Genomic DNA, 16,460 nt, shown 5'->3' on the forward strand with positions numbered 1-16,460 from the left:
AATGTTCACCCGGCTTCTCCCCCGACGCCTTCAATCAACGCATGCATCACCTCGCGACCCATCCATAATGCATATCGAGACGGGTCTATGCAATCGTCGGGGACCCGACAGCTATCGACGCTGACGTTTAGGTATGTGTCGAACCCGGCCAGTGAGCAGGATCGACTGGTCAACCCGCTTGGTTTCGAGGTAACGGACTACCGGCGCGATCCGGAGGCAGAGGCGTCGCCGGTACCGCAGGACGCACACGCACAGGAAGTTGAGGCTCAAGACAGTGAGTAACTGGAAGCTGGTGATCGCCGCGGCCGCGCTGGCGATCGTGGCAACGCAGTCGCAGGCGGTGGAGACCGCGCGCCCTGGTCGCTCTGATCCGCGGGTGAAGACGGTGACCTACAAGCCAACGGATGTGGTGCGGGTGAACGCGCATTATCGCACTTCCTCGCACATCGTCTTCGGCGACAACGAGACCATCCAGCACATTTCCATCGGGGATTCGCTCGCCTGGATGGTGGTGAACAAGCAAAACCACCTGTTCTTGAAGCCCATCGAGGGCGACCCCGACACCAACATGACGGTGCTTACCAACAAGCGCACCTACAACTTCGAGCTTCGTGGGGCCAAGGCCAATAACGTCAGCGATGAGGATCTGACTTTCGAGATGCGGTTCTACTATCCGCAGGAAGCGCTGAAGCGACAGCTCGCCAAGGAGATCGCCGAACGCGAGAAGGATGAGCAGGTGGTCGTGCCGGACCGTCGTGTCGATCCCACGGCGCTGAATTGGGACTACTCGATGAAGGGCTCGGACACGCATGCCCCGGTGCGGGTGTTCGACGACGGCGAGTTCACGTATTTCCGTTTTCCCGATGAGGCCGACGTGCCGGCCATTTTCCAGGTCGCTGAGGACGGTAGCGAGGCGCTGGTCAACCACCACGTCCGGGGGCAGTACATCGTGGTCCAGCGCACGGCCGCGCAGTTCACGTTGCGCCAGGGCAATTCGGTGACCTGTATTTTCAACAACAGCTATGCAGCCCGTAAGACCCCGTCCGATGCGGTCCCTGTCGCGGCGACGACGAAGGAGTAGGCCATGGCTGAACCAAAGGACACGAACACCAGGGACGAGGTGGAACAGTCCGGCATCCCGCAGATCACCGACAAGAAGAGCAAACTCGCACCGATCATCGTCGGCGGGATCGCCTTCTGCATGGTCGGCTTTCTCGCTGTTTACTCCTTCTGGAGCGAGGTTCAGAGCGAGCCCGTTCAGAAAACCGAGAAAGCCAAGGAGGAATATCGCAACGTCAGTGCGATCGAGGTGCCGGACATCCCCAGGGAGCCCGAGCCCGAACCGCCGCCTGAAACGGAACCCGAGCCGGAACCCAGCCAACCGCCGCAGCCGCAGGTACAACGGCCGCAGGCACCTGCCGGCAATCAGCGTGACCGGGCGGCGGAACGCCGGGCGGACGCGCGACGCCGCTCGCCATTGCTGATCGCCTCGTCACGTAACGGCGACCAGCAGTCGAGCGGATCGGGTGCCGCACAACGCACCGGTGACGGGAGCCTGCTCGCCAGCGCCGGCGGTTCCGCCGAATCCCCGCGCATGCAGGCGATACGTGAGCAGCAGGAGCGGGCAATGGAGATGGCACGCAATGCCGGTGTCTCCGTCGATGGGGACTCCGCACCAGGCGGCTCGTCCGGCGGCCGTGTCTATAGCGGCAGCGGTGGCGGCGGTTTCGGTGGCCTGGGTGGCATGGGTGGCATGGGCGGCGGTGAGGACACGCTCGAGGGCACGCTCCAGCGCGGCTCAAAAGGGAGCACCCGTGCGTATCAGGGCCCGCCACTGTCCCATCTGCTCGCCGAGGGCACGATGATCGACTGCACCCTGGAGACCCGCATCATCTCCGAGGTGGCCGGTAAGACGAAGTGCCAGGTCTCGCGGGATATCTACAGCGCTGACGGCAGTCGGGTGCTCGTCCCCCGAGGGTCGACCATTACCGGCCAGTACCGCGCGGGGATGGCGCGCGGGCGCGTGCGGATCTTCGTCTCCTGGAACCGGCTGCGACGGCCCGATGGCGTGCTGGCCATGCTGGATTCGCCGGGCACCGGGCCGTTGGGGGCCAGTGGCCATGAGGGCTACCGCGATACGCACTTCTTCGAGCGTTTCGGGGCGTCTTTGTTGCTCTCGGTCATCGGCATCGAGGGGGCGAAGTATGTCGAGGGCGATGGCGAGGCCGCGCTGTCGGCGGTGGAGTCGTTCAACGATGCCGCGGAGAAGGCCCTGGAGGTCCAGATCGATATCCCGCCGACGCTCTACAAGCATCAGGGCGACCGTATCAAGATCTTCGTGAGCAAGGACGTGGATTTCCGCAATGTCTGAGCAAGCTGTCGATACCTCTGTGTCGAGTGCGGCCGCGGCGGGGCCGGCTGGCCCCGTCCGGCACTTTCTCGCGCCCTTGCTCGATTTCCTCGCCTACGAGGACACCAACGAGGTGTGCGTGAACGAGCCGGGGGTGGTGTTCGTGGAGCGTCACGGTGCTATCACCCGGCATGAGGTACCCGAGCTCACGCTGGAGCATCTGGAAGGGCTGGCGCGGCTTATCGCGAGCTTCAACGATCAGCGCATCGATGAGACGCAACCGCTGCTCTCGGGCACGTTGCCGGATGGCGAGCGTGTGCAGGTCGTGATGCCGCCGGCCGTCGAGCCGGGCACTGTGGTGCTGGCGATTCGTAAACCCTCGGTGCTCGATCGCACGCTCGACGACTACGAGGCCGAGGGCGCCTTCGAGTCGGTGGAGGTGCGCAACCAGGGACTTCCCGAGGCGGATCGGGAGCTGTTGGATTGCCTCAACGGCGGCGACTATTCGGCCTTCATCCGCCGTGCCGTGCAGCTACGCAAGAACATCGTCGTCTCCGGGGGCACGTCGACGGGTAAGACGACGTTCACCAATGCGCTGCTCAAGGAGATTCCGGCGGACGAGCGGCTGATCACTATCGAGGATGCCCGCGAGGTGCGCATCGCCAATCCCAATCGCGTGCACCTGCTCTATAGCAAGGGCGATCAGGGCACCGCCCAGCTTACGCCAGCGGATCTGATTGTCGCCTGCCTGCGGCTGCGTCCGGACCGCATTCTGCTCTCCGAGGTGCGCAGCACCGAGGCGCTGGATTTCCTCGAGGCGGTGGGCTCCGGCCACCCCGGCAGTATCACCACGGTGCACGCTGACAGTCCCCAGGAGGCGGTCTCGCGTCTCGCTCGCGAGATCATGAAGGCGGGCACGGTGATGAAGCGTGAGGAGATCGTCGCGGATATCTACGCGGTGATCGATGTGATTGTGCAGTTGAAGCGCGTTGGCGGCCGGCGCGTGGTCACGGAGGTGTTCTATGACCCAGAACGGAAGCTGGGGTAAGTGGCTAGGGATGGGCGCTGCCGGCCTCGTCGCCGGTGTGCTCGGCATCGGCTATGTGGGGGCGGTGTGGTTTCTCTGGCGGGCCGGGCTGGAGACGAACAGTGCCCGCCCATGGACACTGTGGACCTACTACCAGGCCTATCCCGACGATCCCCACACGATGAAGCTGCTCCAGGAGGGGCTAATGGCCGGGGCGGCGGCCGTGGTGGCCGCGTTGGTGGCGATGTTCATGCCCGGCAAGAAGAAGGTCTGGGGGGATGCTCGTTGGGCGCGGGCCGGTGAGATCGCCAAGGCCGGTCTGTTTGGCAAGCGGGGGATCATCTTCGGCCGCGTTGGCGCGCGCACGCTCTGCCTGGAGGGGCAGGAGTTCGTGGGCGTGCGTGCGCCAACACGCTCCGGCAAGGGCGTGAGCGTGGTCATTCCCAACCTGCTCAATTTCGATGACTCGGCGGTGGTGCTCGATATCAAGCACGAGAATTTCGAGCTCACCTCCGGGTTTCGCGCGGCCTGCGGGCAGGCGTGCTATCTGTTCGATCCGGTCGCCGAAAGCGGCTATGGCCACCGTTGGAATCCGCTGGCCTATATCGCCGAAGGGCCAAGGCGGATCAACGATATCCAGAAGATCGCCGGGCTGATTTTCCAGGAGCCGCCGGGGGAGAACCCCATGTGGACCTCGGAAGCCCGCGATATTTTCCTCGGTGTTGTGCTCTACCTGCTCGATACCCCGGAGCTGCCGGTGACGATGGGCGAGGTGCTGCGGCAGTTCAAAACCGAGAAACCCACCGGTGATCACTTCGCCGAGATCGTGCAGGCGCATGGCGACCGCCTTGACCCCGTGTGTGTGATGGCGCTGTCGAATTTCGCCGGCAAGGCGCCCAAGGAGCAAAGCGGCGTGAAGTCGTCGGTGACCTCGGCGCTCAGTCTCTGGATGAACCCGATGATCGATGCGGCGACGTCGGGCAATGACTTTGATCTCCGCGATCTGCGGCGCAAGCGCATGACGATCTATGTGGGGGTGACCCCGGACAATCTGGAGCGCATGGCGCCGATCGTGAATTTGTTCTTCCAGCAGGTGGTCGATCTGAATACCCGCGTGCTGCCGGAACATGACGAGACCCTGAAGCATCAGGTGCTACTGCTCATGGACGAGTTCCCGGCGGTGGGCTATCTCGGTGTGATCGCCAAGGGTGTGGCGTTCCTGGCCGGTTATAACCTTCGGCTGCTGCCGATCTATCAGAGCGAAGCCCAGTTGCGCGACACCTACGGTGCCGATCCCGCCAAGAACATCGTGGACAACATGGCCGTGCGTGTCGTCTTCCCGCCCCGGGACAAGGACGATGCCAAGGATCTCTCCGAGGAATTGGGGGATACCACGGTCAAGCAGGTCTCGCGCACGCACTCGAAGGGCAGCACAAGCCGCAATATCTCGCAGACCAAGCGGGCGTTCATGCTACCCCAGGAGCTACGGCTGCTCGGCCGGGACAAGGCCATTGTGCTCGCCCGGGACTGCCGTCCGATCAAGGCCACCAAGATCGTGTGGTTCAAGGAGGAGGCGTTCACCACGCGCCGGCGGCCGGCGATGTCGCTCCCTGAGATCGCGCCGGTCACCAACGAGATTCGTGGACGCGCGGAACCGGAGGTGGATTTGGACTTTGATGCGATCCCCTTCCCCGATGAGGAACGTGCGATGACCGATGAGGAGGTCGAGGCGGCCGCCGAGGCGTTCTGGAACATGCTGCCGGCGCAGGCGTAACAAGGAGGTTCGACGATGGCAGAGCACGAGCAGGAATCGGTTTCGCAGGCGAAACCAACCGAGTATGAAGTGGGTAGCGATCAGGCCCCGGAGGCCGCCCCGCAGCGGGAGGATGGCGCGCTCGCGGGGTATCGCCATGCCTACCGCGCGAGCCAGCAACTGGCCGCGGAATTCGCTGACCGGCCCGGAGCGCCTGAGCCCCTACGTGATGGCTCGATTCGCCTGGACGCATTCGACGCCGGGCGTATCGAGCAGGACAGCCCGGAGGATGCCAAGCGCCTGCGTACGCTGACCGAGCACTTGGCGGCAACGCGTGAGGCGGTGTATGCCGAGCAGTCTCCCGAGAACGCTGCAGACCGGTTACAGGCCATCGAGTCGGAGGAGGTGGCGGCTCAGCAGGAACTCGAAGGCGACGAGCGCGAGCGCGGTAGCGATGTGGACAGCGAGATCAGCGCTGTTCGCGCGGATGGGCCGGTGAATCCCTCGCGTGCACGCTCCAGGGCTTATCTTGATGAGTATTTCCTCAGCGAACGGCGGCTCACGGGCACGAAGCACTACTGGAAAGATCGACCGGATGAAGTCGCCTTTACCGAGCGCGCCGGCAAGATGTCCACGAAGTCCGATTCGGCCCTGGCCGTCAAAGGCATGCTCGACGTGGCTGACAGCCGTGGTTGGGAATCGGTGAACGTCACCGGGTCCAAGGAATTCCGCCGTCAGGCGTGGCTGGAGGCGGCTTCGCGCGGTATGGACGTGCGTGGCTACAAGCCCACTGAGCAGGATCGCATGGAGCTCGAACGGCGCCTGGAGAAGAACCAACAGCGTGAATCCAACGTCGAGCGCTCGACGGCGGCGCTAGCCACCGGTTCGGACAAGGAGAAAGCGCAGCCGTCGCCGGAATCACGGGCGGCCGAGGAGCGTGGGACGATCCTGAGTCCCGAGCAACAGGCGCGCAAGGACGAACTATCCCAGGCCCTCCAGGCGGATGATCCGAAGACGGCTGCAGAAAAAGACCCGCAGATCCCGGCGTTGATGCGCATCCGTGAAGCCGCCGAACAAGCGTCGCAGCACAGATCGGCCGAGGACCGCGAGCGCTTCGTTGAAGCGGTCACGGACCGGGGGCTAACGGCGATGGCCAAGGGCGAGGAGTTGCCGGAGGTGCCGACACGCGAAGCTGAGGCCAGTCGGGGCGCAGAAGCGACGCGTGGGACTGAGGACGTGGAGGTGGACCGGTAATGCGGCGGGGGGGGATGCTCCTCGCGGCGATCCTGGCGCTTGTGAGTGCGCCCACGCTCGCGTCCTCGGGTAATTGCTGGATCGATGCCGGTGAGAAGCATGGCGTTGATCCGTATCTGCTCTATGCGATCTCCGAGGTGGAGAGCGACGGGCGGGTGCATGCGGTCGCTGATGCCGGCGATACGCACTCGGTGGGCATCATGCAGGTGAACTCTCAGTGGTTCCCCGCGCTCGAGGAGCGCGGCATCGACAAGGAGGACCTGTGGGAGGCCTGCACCAATATTCACGCCGGCGCCTGGATCCTCGCCCAGGAGATCGAGCGCTATGGCGCCACTTGGTACGCCGTCGGGGCGTATTACGCCGGCGCGCTGCCCAACAAGGCACAGGCTCCGGAGCGTCACGCGCGCAAGCTTGAGCACTATCGCGTGTACACGGCGAAGGTGAAGGCACGCTTGGGCGAGATTCTGCGGGGCGTCGGGGCCGAGTCGCGGGCGTCACAGATCATCAGCGACTATCACGTCGACGTCGGCGAGCTTCCCCCACCGGCGGATACGATGCCTGGCGACCGTGGGGCCGCGGCGGTGGCGGAGGTGCGTGAGAAGCGTCGTCGCAGTGCGTTGATGGTGACCGGGGGTGATGGCGGCTGAGTGGGGCGTTCGCGCGCTGTACGCCGTCGATGAGGCCTCGTTCACGGCGCGCGAGCGCACGGGATTGCACGATTTGGGCGCGTTATGGGCGCCTCCACGGATTGGACGACAGGATAAGGGAATATGCTTTCTTTGACGCGCAGATATGGTGAAGCCCTGCTCATTGGGGATGATATTCGCATCGAAATTCGTCCGGCTCAGGGTGCGGAGACGGTCAAGGTCCGAGTGGATGCGCCGCGGTCATTGCCGGTGATGCGCGAAGAGTTGCTATCGCCGGATCAGCGTTCGACGGCGAGGCGAACGACGGTGCTCGAGCCGGCGAACGCGTCAGCTGCTGGGCCCAAGGTGTATTACCGTCCGCGCCGGCGTGCCGCGGCCCCCGATGAATAGGGTGTGATGGCCCTCTCCATGGACGAGCTTGGGCATGGCCGCGCACAGGCTGCCGGCGGTGTCTGTCGTCCTTCTCTCTTCCCCGGTGATTGATTCGCGAGAACGTTGCCTTGTGAGGCGGGCGTATCGTGGGGATCGATCCGGGGGTACAACCCTTGCGACAAGGAGGAACGCTCCATGAAGCGTACAGGAAGCGCTGCCGTTGTGGCGCTGACAGCGGTGTTGGCGCTAAGTGGCTGCAATGTGGCCTCTCTGGGCGCCTATAAGAGCGGCACCCAGGTTACGGCCGCGCAACGCCAGGCATTCGAGCCAGGCGAGACCACGCGGGCGGATGTCGTCGCGGAGCTGGGGGCGGCGCAGCGCGTCAAGCAGGTCGGTGATGAGACACACCTCGTCTACGACTACTCCGAGATTCGGCATTTCGGTTCCAACATCAATCAGTCCACCCGATTCCGCTTCGACTCCAACGACACGCTGTTGGGCATCGAAACCGGTAAAGGGCCGGCAACGAACCCGCTCACTCAAGGCTAGTGAGGCGGCGCTGCCCGGGGCTGCACCCGGGCAGCAACCTTTCGGCATAGCCTGCCTTCCGTCGTCTTGAGCATGCACGACAGCCACGATTTGCTGTCGCCCTGCGGGCGAAAATGACCGCCCCTTACGGCTTACTCAGTTTCGTATGCGTTTTTCGTTTTTGGTTAAGGGGTTCCTGATTAGTCGGTCATGAGCGTCCGTGGGAGAGCGGTCTTCAATGACCATGGGGGCATGGTCATTGAAGACCGCGTATAGGCCGTTGTCTCCCGCCACTAGGCCCCTTATGCTCAATCTCGACGCGACAGAGGTGAGCCGGCATGACGAAGGCAGCCAAGGGAACATCAAGCACCGTCGTACCAATAAGGGGTGAGGGCGACGATGCCGGAACCGAGTTCAAGAAGAAGTGGGGGCCAAAGGTCGCCGAGCGCGGGTTCTGCATGGTTCCCTCGCTGCTGCTGAAAGCGCAGCTACGGCTCGGTCTGAGTGCTCAGGAGCTGAACGTGATGCTTCACCTCATGGACCACTGGTGGCGGGCCGACAGCAGGCCGTGGCCGAGTCAGGCGACGCTTGCGCAGCGCATGAATATCCAGCCGCGCCAGGTCCGCCGCATCTTGAATCGCCTTCGCGCGGCGGGGCTGGTGGATTGGGAGGCACGTTATAAGGAGGACAAGGGTCGCCTCTCGAACGCGTACGACCTGTCTGGGTTGGTGAAGAAGCTAAAGAAACTGGGCCCCCGAATTTGAGGCGGTTGCGCGGGAGAATGAAAAGAACCGTCAGGCGGTTACGCGACGTGGAGGCAGGCACCGGTTAACGCGGCGTAGCTCAGAAGGATAGAGCGTCTCGCTGTCGACAGTACGTGCAGGTCACCAGTCTGCTTAACGTACGGGCGAGAAGGTCGCGGGTTCAAGTCCCGCCGCCGCTTCCATTTTCAGTACGCCGGCGCGTGTGAAGGGCGCGTCCCTTTGGGACTGGGCCATATCGTGCTGCGTGCGACCGAGTTCCGACTAACGCCGGATCTCGGCCTTCCGGGTGACAGTCCTTCGTGCTGGTAAGTTTGTGGTATTTTGTGGTTAATCTGCAACTCACCTGGAGGGAGGCATGAGTAGTACCTCGGTACGCTTGCCGAACGAGCTGGTGGAAGAGGCGCGCAAGGAGGCGCGAGTGTATAACCGCACAGTCAGTGGCCAGATCGAGCACTGGGTGAAGCTCGGACGCACTGTTGAAACCACGCCCGGGTTCACGCTGGATCGGGTGCGTGCCGCGTTCGAGCAGCGCTTCGATCCGGATGATCTGACGGCGGCCGAGCGGGAGATTTTCGAGGATCTGCGAGGGGCGGCAATGGATGCGCCGAGCAAGGCCAAGGATGACTTCCTCGCCGAGCTCCGCCAGAGAACTGGCACGGTGGGTTACGACGAGCGCGGGCGCCTGGTGCGTACGCTTCCCGATGGCGGCGTCGAGGTCCTAGAGGAGTAACTGTCGCCACATGGCCAAGGACGACCGCCCCACGATGCACATGATTGCCGGCCCAAACGGGGCTGGCAAATCAACTCTTTATCGCACCGAGATCCAGCCGCTCGATACCTCGGCGGAGTTCGTCAATGCCGATGAGCTGGCGCAGCGCCATTATGGGCACTCTGCGCAGACGCTCGAGGAGTCGCAGACCGGGCAGCGCCTGGCCGAAGAGCGGCGGCGCCAGCTGATGGCCGAAGGCAAGAGCCTGGTCGCCGAGTCCACGTTCTCGCATCCGTCGAAGGTGGACCTGCTGCGCGAAGCGAAGGCCGCCGACTACCGCGTGGTTCTCTACCACGTGAATGTGAGCAGTCCCGACCTCTCGGTCTACCGCGTCGCGTCGCGGGTCGATAGTGGTGGCCATCCGGTGCCCGAGGACAAGATCCGAGAGCGTTACCAGCGCAACCAGGCGCTGATACACCAGGCGTCCGGAATTGCTGATCACACCCATGTCTTCGATAACTCCCGGCGCAATGAGCTACCTCACCGCGCCATCGAGCTGCGCGAGGGGCGGGCGGTCTGGGTGGACGAGTCCGTGCCGAAGTGGACTCGGGAGCTCTATGCCGAGGAGTTGGCCCAATATGCACCCCAGCGCGCCAATCGTGCCGTCGCCAGCTTCGAAGCGGCGCACGCGTTGACCCAAAGGAGCCTCGGGGAGACCGCGCAAACCTACATTGCGCGACCTGGGGGGACCTACTCAGGCGGGGTCCTCGGTCAAACGGAGGAGCACGTGGTCCAACAGGTTGGGGAACGTTTCACCGTCGCGCACTTCGAATCGCACCTATCGCACACGCCCAAGGTTGGTGAGCGCGCCACAATCGCTTACAGCGCGGAGGGCGAAGAACGGGCAACGGTAACCATCGATCGCACGGCTGAGCATGGTCCCCATGCGGCCGCGGCTGAGGCCTGGAGGAAGGATCCGGTTCAAGCCGCGAAGGACTACCCGGCGTTGGCCGACGAAATGAACAAGGCTTCAGTGATCGTGGAGACCGGTCGCAAGGCAGCGGCGGACCAAGGCTTGGACGAACAGAGCCAATCCGCATTCGTTGCACGCACTATAAAGCACGCGGTTGATGAGCTCGAGCACGGTCGCTCACTGCCGGACCTGCGGACCCGAGAGCACGGGCGATCGGACGGGTACGATGAGGATCGTGAGCGCTGATTGCTGAGGGGGCGGCTCTTCCGAACTCAACTCAAGTTCGGTGCGGTCACTCCGGTGCTGTGCCGGGGACGACAGGGTTCCCACGAGGCCGCTTTTCTAGCCGTTGCACAGTGCCACTTGTGAGCGCTCCCCGGGGCATCGGTCGGTGCTGAAGCGCTAGCAGTGTGTGAGCAGCCACAAGCCAATCCCTTCTCCGGCACCGAGAACGGGAGGGCCGGATACCGGCCGGTGGAATTCCACTGTCACAAACCTGCTAGGGTACGAACGCAGGTAGTGGCTGAGCGCACATACCCGGCCGTCTTGACCGGTGGGAGGGAAGGCGTTCGGGTCAGAGGCGGTTACCCGGGAGCACCGGACGCGGGGTTTCGCCTCGGGTTCTCTCTCTGCGCCGTCGGCGGCCGGCGACGCGGCCAGCGCCAGGGATGCCCGGCGCCTAGCGGTGTCTGTCAGCTCCCGCCGCGCTCCCGCGCCTCGTCGAGCTCCAGCAGTAGCGATTCCATGCGCTCACGGTAGTCGCCCGGCTCGCTCCACAGGCCGCGCTGCATGGCTTCCACCAGGCGCTCGGCCATTTCCCGCAGGGCTTCCGGGTTGTGCTTGCGCAGGAAATCCTGGTTGTCGGCGTCGAACACCAGCGCCTCGCTCACGTTGGCGTACTGGTAGTCGTCCACCACGCCGGTGGTGGCGTCGTAGGCGAAGAGGTAGTCCACGCTCGCCGCCATCTCGAAGGCACCCTTGTAGCCGTGACGCTGCATGGCGGCGATCCACTTGGGGTTGGTGACGCGACTGCGCACCACGCGGTTCAACTCCTCGTTCAAGGTGCGCACGGTGGGCGCGGCCGGGTTGCTGTGGTCGTTGTGATAGACCGCCGGCGCGTCGCCGCGCATCTCGCGCACCGCGTTGGTCATCCCGCCCTGGAACTGGTAGTAGTCGTCAGAGTCCAGGATGTCGTGCTCGCGGTTGTCCTGGTTGTGGATCACCGTGTCCAGCTCGCCGAGGCGGTGGGCGAAGGTGTCGAAGGCCGCCTCGCCGTGCTCGTGCTGGCCGTAGGCGTAGCCGCCCCACTCGATGTAGGCGCGGGCGAGGTCGGCGCCGTTGTCCCAGCAGCGCTCGTCGATGAGCCCCTGCAGGCCCGCGCCGTAGGCGCCGGGCTTGGAGCCGAACACCCGGAAACCCGCCTGCCGGCGTGCGTCCTCGGGGGACAGGCCGTCGGCTTCCAGTGCCTCGCACCGGGCCTCCACGTGGGCGCGTACGGTGTTGCTGTCGCCGGGCTCCTGCATGTCCGCGAGCTTCTGCACCGCCGCGTCGAACAGCCGTATCACGTTGGGGAAGGCGTCGCGGAAGAAGCCGGACACCCGCAGGGTGACGTCGATGCGCGGGCGGTCGAGCTGAAAGCCGGGCATGATCTCGAAATCCACCACCCGGTGGGAGCCCGCCGCCCAGATGGGTCGCACGCCCATCAGGGCGAAGGCCTGGGCGACGTCGTCGCCGCCGGTGCGCATGGTGGCGGTGCCCCAGACCGAGAGGCCGATCTGGCGCGGGAAATCGCCGTGCTCCTGGAGGTGGCGGCGTACCAGCGCCTCCGCCGAGGCCTGACCCAGCTCCCAGGCGGTGGGTGTGGGGATGGCGCGGCTGTCCACGGCGTAGAAATTTCGCCCCGTGGGCAGGGTGTCGAGGCGCCCGCGGGTGGGCGCGCCGCTGGGGCCGGGCGGGACGAAGCGGCCGTCGAGCCCGGCGAGGCTGTTGTGGAGCTCGTCGCTGACGCCCTGGTCCAGGGCGGGCAGTACCCGCTCGCGCAGGGCCTCGATGAGTGTCGCAGTGCGTGGCATGCCGTCGGGCAGCTCGGCGAGCGGCGCGGCGTCCACCACGAAACGCGCCACCAGCTCCCGAGCCAGGAGTTCCAGGCGCTCGCGGGTGTCGTACTCGCTGCGCCAGGCGGCCTCGCTCACGTCCGCGAGCATGGGGGGGCGCGGCCCGGACCATTCGGTGGCTTTCGCCTGGAGCGGGTCGAAGTCGTCGCCGAGGCCCAGGTCGGCGGCGAGGGCGTGGAGCAGGCCGGCGTCCTCGTCCGCCTCCCCCCGGGGCAGGCGCATGAGCGCGACGAGCGTATCCCGGAGCTGCTCGGTGGGCGGCAGCTCGCCCAGGCAGTGCAGGCCGTCGCGGATCTGTGCCTCCTTGAGGTCGCAGAGGTAGGCGTCGAGCTGTTGGAGCAGGGCGGTGTCCGGGTCGTCGATGGCCCCGGCGTCCGCCGGCGGCAGCTCCTCGACGAGGTGGCTCTCGCGGGCCTGCTTGAGGATCGCCTGGCGCAGGTGGTCCTCCCGGCGCTGGTCGAGCCCCATGGCCTGGTAGTACTCGTCCACCAGGCGCTCCAGCTCGGCGAGATCGCCGTAGGTCTCCGCCCGCGAGAGCGGCGGGGTCATGTGGTCGATGATCACCGCCTGGGTGCGGCGCTTGGCCTGGGCGCCCTCGCCCGGATCGTTGACGATGAACGGGTAGAGCTGGGGCATGGCGCCCAGGGCGATGTCCGGCCAGCAGCGTTGGGAGAGTGCCGTGCCCTTGCCCGGCAGCCACTCCAGGTTGCCGTGCTTGCCCACGTGGATCACGGCGTCCACGGCGTAGACCTCGCGCAGCCAGCAGTAGAAGGCGAGGTAGCTGTGGGGCGGCACCAGGTCCGGGTCGTGGTAGTTGGCGGTGAGGTCGATGTTGAAGCCGCGCGCGGGCTGGATGCCCACGAAGGTCTCGCCCAGGCGGATGCCGGCGATCATCAGGCGCCCGGCGCGGTGCTTGGGGTCGGTCTCGGGCTCGCCCCAGCGGTTGCGCACCGCCGCCTGGCACTCCTCGGGGAGGGTCGCGAACCACTCGCGGTAGGTGGCGAGGTCCAGGCTCTGGTAGCAGGGCTGTGCCGCGAGGGTGTCCGGGTTGTTGGTGATCCCGGTCTGCAATGCCTCGATGAGCGCGGTGGGGTCGTCGGGGACGTCCTGGACCGGGTAGCCCGCTGCTTCCATGGCCCGTAACAGGTTGAGCGTGGAGCGGGGTGTGTCCAGGCCCACGCCGTTGCCGATGCGCCCGTCGCGCGTGGGGTAGTTGGCGAGCACCAGGGCGATGCGCTTGGTCGAATTGGATCGGATCTGCAGCCGTGCCCAGCGCCGGGCGAGGGTGGCGACGAAGCGGGCGCGCTCTTCGGCGAGCTCGTAGCGCACCACGTCGAGCTGGCAGCGCTCACTGTAGCGGCTCGCGCTCTTGAAGCTCACCGCGCGGGTGATGATGCGCCCGTCGAGCTCCGGCAGCGCGATGTGCATGGCGATGTCCCGGGCGCGCAGGCCCTGGGTGTGTTCCGCCCAGTCCGCTTCGGTGGCGCTGGAGAGAATGAGCTGGAGGATGGGCACGTCGCGGCCCAGCGGCGAGGGCTTCGCCCCGGGCTGGGAGGACAGCGCGGCGTTGTCGGCGGCCTGCAGGGCAAAGCCGGTGGTGTTGAGCACCACCGCCGCGCCGGCCTCGTCGCAGAGCCGGTCCACGGCGGCCAGGCATTCCGCTTCCTTGAGCGAGGCCACGGCGAGCGGCAGCGGATTCAGCCCCTCCTCGGCGAGCACCCGGATGAGGTCGTCGAACATCGCCATGTTCGCCGCCTGGAGGTGGCTGCGGTAGAACAGCAGCAGCGCAACCGGTCGGCCGGGCTGCCAGTCGGCGCGCCAGTCGTCCGGGGTTGCTCGGGCGTGGTTCGGGTGGTACAGCAGTGCCCGGGGCAGGGCTTCCGGCGGCAGCCAGTCGTCGTCGCGGCCGAGGCATTCGGCGCCCAGGTAGCGGTAGAGCTGGTCGGCATTGCTGCGCCCGCCCTCGCGGAGATACCGCCACACCTGGTGGGCGGTCGCGCGAGGGACGGTGCCGGCGCGCAGGAGCTCGTCGTCCTCGCCGTCGTCGCCGGGGACGACGATGAGGGTGCGGCTGTCGTCCGTCGCCGCCCACTCCTGAAGTTGCTCCAGGCCGTAGGGCCAGTAGGCGTTGCCACCGAGGAGCGAGACCACCACGACCCTGGCGTGGTCGATCACGCGGTCGCGGTAGAGGTCGAGGGCGGCGGGCTTGGTGAGGTGCAGCCAGTTGGCGAGCCGCAGGCTCGGGTAGTCGGGGGGCAGGCCCTCGGCGGCGTCGGCGAGCAGCCCCAGGGTGCCGTCGGCGGCGGCGAGGATGACGAGCTCGCCGGGGCTTTGCTCGAGATCGATGATCCCCTCGTCGTCATTGAAGCCGCCGGGTTGTGCCGAGAGCATGTGCATCGTCGTGCGTCCTCTTTACCCATCGTCCGATCGCGTGGGAGGCCTGGTTGCTCGTCGCGTGGGGCCGGTTCCGCGATGTTTGACTGGCCGGTGAGGGTTGGGGGGAACGGGTCGTTGGGGCGGGCCGGGGCGGGAGACGCCATGAATACGTCCCTGTAGGCTCGACTGCCGCCATCCCTGGCGGCAGACGCTCCCGCCCCGGCCCGCCCCAACGACCCTGGCTGGGTCCGGGGTTCATCCGCGACGCTGGTTCCGCATCGGCAACCGAGGCGCCGGATTCGGACTCGTAGGTCGGGCTCCGGGGAAGCGCAGGCATGTAGGTCGGCTGCACTCGGCAGCCGACATCTCCGCGTCGGCACGTCGGCCAGCGCTTCGCGCTGGCCGACCTCCGATGACGACTCAACGTCTGCCGTGTGATCCTTCGAGTCCCTTAGCGCCTTTTGTGGTTGGCACGGCGAGAGCCGAACCGCCCTTTCCACTTTCAACTTGCCGCTTGCCGCTATCTCACGACTCCGCCGCCTGCAACGCCTGCTGCAACCGGTCGCGGTCGAGGTCGCGGCCGATGAACACCAGCCGGGTCTCCCGCGGCTCGTCGACCTCCCACGGGCGGTCGAAGTAGTGGGCGATGCGCTCGCCCACCGCCTGGATCACCTGGCGCATGGGTTTGTCGCTCGCGGCGAAGCCTTTCACCCGGTAGATGGCGTGTTCGGCGATGAGGCTGCGGATGCCTTCGAGCAGGCGGTCCGGGTCCACGGTGCCCAGGCGGATGACGCAGTTGTCGAAGTGGTCGTGGGCGTGGCCGTGTTCCTCGCCCTCGGCGTGGTGGCGGTCGTGATGGGTCTCCACGGACTCGATGCGCTCCTCGGTGGCGGCGTCCAGGCCCATGAGCAGCTCGTTGTCCACCTCGCCGTTTTCCACGAAGAGCACCTTCACGGCCTCCGGCACGTGCTCGCGGATGCGGGCGGTGATCGTTTCGCGATCGGTGTCGGTGAGTTGGTCGGCCTTGCTCGCGATCACCAGGTCTGCCGCGCCGAGCTGGTCTTCCAGCAGCTCGCGCAGGGTGGGGTCGTGGTCGAGGCTGTCGTCGGCGAGGCGCTGGCGCTCCACCCGCTCCGGGTCGCTGGCGTAGCGGCCGGCGGCCACGGCGGGGCCGTCCACCACGGCGATCACCGAATCCACGGTGCAGTGCTCGCGCACTTCCGGCCAGTTGAATGCCTGGACCAGCGGCTTGGGCAGGGCGAGCCCGGAGGTCTCGATGAGGATGTGATCGATGCGGTGGCGCTCTTCGATGAGCTTGCGCATCACCGGCACGAACTCCTCCTCCACGGTGCAGCAGATGCAGCCATTGGCGAGCTCGAAGATGCCGTCGCCGCGGTCGGTTTCCGCCTCGTCGTCGCAGTCCAGCGGGCAGCCGCGCAGGAGCTCGGCGTCCATATCCATTTCGCCGAACTCGTTGACGATCACGGCGATGCGCTTGCCGTTGGCTTGCTTGAGCAGGTTGGAAAGGAGCGTCGTCTTGCCGCTGCCGAGAAAGCCGGTGACGACGGTGGCGTGGATCTTGTCGAGTTGCAT

Annotated in this window: 14 protein-coding genes and 1 tRNA gene; 13 read left to right on the forward strand and 2 right to left on the reverse strand. The window is 66.0% G+C overall.

Annotated elements, in window-relative coordinates; translation table 11 throughout:
* The first annotated feature begins 87 nt into the window (after nt 1-87).
* The 13 genes from ACPEES_RS17640 (at nt 88) to ACPEES_RS17700 (ending at nt 10,623) form a co-directional block, all read left to right on the forward strand.
* Nucleotides 88-282 carry a VirB8/TrbF family protein gene (locus ACPEES_RS17640; protein WP_435104926.1) on the forward strand — a complete coding sequence of 65 codons (195 nt, stop codon included), beginning with the start codon at nt 88-90 and terminating at the stop codon, nt 280-282.
* A 10-nt stretch (nt 283-292) separates the two neighbouring features.
* A complete protein-coding gene (virB9, locus tag ACPEES_RS17645; protein ID WP_435104896.1) occupies nt 293-1,081 on the forward strand; it encodes a P-type conjugative transfer protein VirB9 in 789 nt (262 codons plus the stop codon).
* A 3-nt stretch (nt 1,082-1,084) separates the two neighbouring features.
* Nucleotides 1,085-2,371, forward strand: a complete 1,287-nt coding sequence (locus tag ACPEES_RS17650) for a TrbI/VirB10 family protein (protein ID WP_435104897.1) — start codon at nt 1,085-1,087, stop codon at nt 2,369-2,371.
* Nucleotides 2,364-3,398, forward strand: coding sequence for a P-type DNA transfer ATPase VirB11 (gene virB11 / locus ACPEES_RS17655; protein WP_435104898.1), 1,035 nt, complete (start codon nt 2,364-2,366; stop codon nt 3,396-3,398). The genes ACPEES_RS17650 and virB11 overlap by 8 nt, the downstream gene beginning before the upstream one ends.
* Complete coding sequence (locus ACPEES_RS17660) at nt 3,373-5,151, forward strand: type IV secretory system conjugative DNA transfer family protein (RefSeq protein WP_435104899.1); 1,779 nt, start codon at nt 3,373-3,375, stop codon at nt 5,149-5,151. Before virB11 ends, ACPEES_RS17660 begins: the two co-directional genes overlap by 26 nt.
* A 15-nt stretch (nt 5,152-5,166) precedes the next feature.
* On the forward strand, nt 5,167-6,384 hold the full coding sequence (locus ACPEES_RS17665) for an LPD7 domain-containing protein (protein WP_435104900.1): 1,218 nt from the start codon (nt 5,167-5,169) through the stop codon (nt 6,382-6,384).
* The gene (locus tag ACPEES_RS17670) at nt 6,384-7,031 is read left to right on the forward strand and encodes a transglycosylase SLT domain-containing protein (protein ID WP_435104901.1); all 648 of its coding nucleotides are present in this window, start codon (nt 6,384-6,386) and stop codon (nt 7,029-7,031) included. Before ACPEES_RS17665 ends, ACPEES_RS17670 begins: the two co-directional genes overlap by 1 nt.
* A gap of 123 nt (nt 7,032-7,154) precedes the next feature.
* Nucleotides 7,155-7,421 carry a carbon storage regulator gene (locus tag ACPEES_RS17675; RefSeq protein ID WP_435104902.1) on the forward strand — a complete coding sequence of 89 codons (267 nt, stop codon included), beginning with the start codon at nt 7,155-7,157 and terminating at the stop codon, nt 7,419-7,421.
* A gap of 177 nt (nt 7,422-7,598) precedes the next feature.
* Nucleotides 7,599-7,952 (forward strand): hypothetical protein, encoded by a 354-nt coding sequence (locus tag ACPEES_RS17680; RefSeq protein ID WP_435104903.1) that lies wholly within the window; start codon nt 7,599-7,601, stop codon nt 7,950-7,952.
* Between the two features lie 317 nt (nt 7,953-8,269).
* A complete protein-coding gene (locus ACPEES_RS17685; protein ID WP_435104904.1) occupies nt 8,270-8,695 on the forward strand; it encodes a helix-turn-helix domain-containing protein in 426 nt (141 codons plus the stop codon).
* Nucleotides 8,696-8,763: 68 nt separating this feature from the next.
* Nucleotides 8,764-8,877, forward strand: a tRNA-OTHER gene (locus tag ACPEES_RS17690).
* Nucleotides 8,878-9,050: 173 nt separating this feature from the next.
* Complete coding sequence (locus ACPEES_RS17695) at nt 9,051-9,425, forward strand: TA system antitoxin ParD family protein (protein WP_435104905.1); 375 nt, start codon at nt 9,051-9,053, stop codon at nt 9,423-9,425.
* A 10-nt stretch (nt 9,426-9,435) separates the two neighbouring features.
* Entirely contained in the window at nt 9,436-10,623 is a 1,188-nt protein-coding gene (locus ACPEES_RS17700) for a zeta toxin family protein (RefSeq protein WP_435104906.1), read from the forward strand.
* A 446-nt stretch (nt 10,624-11,069) separates the two neighbouring features.
* Here the strand turns inward: ACPEES_RS17700 and cobN are convergent, their stop codons facing one another.
* Both cobN and cobW read right to left on the reverse strand, forming a co-directional pair.
* Entirely contained in the window at nt 11,070-14,888 is a 3,819-nt protein-coding gene (gene cobN / locus ACPEES_RS17705; RefSeq protein WP_435104907.1) for a cobaltochelatase subunit CobN, read from the reverse strand.
* Between the two features lie 504 nt (nt 14,889-15,392).
* Entirely contained in the window at nt 15,393-16,460 is a 1,068-nt protein-coding gene (gene cobW, locus ACPEES_RS17710; RefSeq protein ID WP_435104908.1) for a cobalamin biosynthesis protein CobW, read from the reverse strand.

The organism is Arhodomonas sp. AD133, assembly GCF_051195215.1.
Classification (GTDB): Bacteria; Pseudomonadota; Gammaproteobacteria; order Nitrococcales; family Nitrococcaceae; genus Arhodomonas.

Coding starts and splice junctions, on each gene's coding strand:
- ACPEES_RS17640 (WP_435104926.1), top strand. CDS start 88: ATGCAATCGTCGGGGACCCGACAGCTATCGACGCTGACGTTTAGGTAT.
- ACPEES_RS17650 (WP_435104897.1), top strand. CDS start 1,085: ATGGCTGAACCAAAGGACACGAACACCAGGGACGAGGTGGAACAGTCC.
- virB11 (WP_435104898.1), top strand. CDS start 2,364: ATGTCTGAGCAAGCTGTCGATACCTCTGTGTCGAGTGCGGCCGCGGCG.
- ACPEES_RS17660 (WP_435104899.1), top strand. CDS start 3,373: ATGACCCAGAACGGAAGCTGGGGTAAGTGGCTAGGGATGGGCGCTGCC.
- ACPEES_RS17665 (WP_435104900.1), top strand. CDS start 5,167: ATGGCAGAGCACGAGCAGGAATCGGTTTCGCAGGCGAAACCAACCGAG.
- ACPEES_RS17670 (WP_435104901.1), top strand. CDS start 6,384: ATGCGGCGGGGGGGGATGCTCCTCGCGGCGATCCTGGCGCTTGTGAGT.
- ACPEES_RS17675 (WP_435104902.1), top strand. CDS start 7,155: ATGCTTTCTTTGACGCGCAGATATGGTGAAGCCCTGCTCATTGGGGAT.
- ACPEES_RS17680 (WP_435104903.1), top strand. CDS start 7,599: ATGAAGCGTACAGGAAGCGCTGCCGTTGTGGCGCTGACAGCGGTGTTG.
- ACPEES_RS17685 (WP_435104904.1), top strand. CDS start 8,270: ATGACGAAGGCAGCCAAGGGAACATCAAGCACCGTCGTACCAATAAGG.
- ACPEES_RS17695 (WP_435104905.1), top strand. CDS start 9,051: ATGAGTAGTACCTCGGTACGCTTGCCGAACGAGCTGGTGGAAGAGGCG.
- ACPEES_RS17700 (WP_435104906.1), top strand. CDS start 9,436: ATGGCCAAGGACGACCGCCCCACGATGCACATGATTGCCGGCCCAAAC.
- cobN (WP_435104907.1), bottom strand. CDS start 14,888: ATGCACATGCTCTCGGCACAACCCGGCGGCTTCAATGACGACGAGGGG.
- cobW (WP_435104908.1), bottom strand. CDS start 16,460: ATGCAACTCGACAAGATCCACGCCACCGTCGTCACCGGCTTTCTCGGC.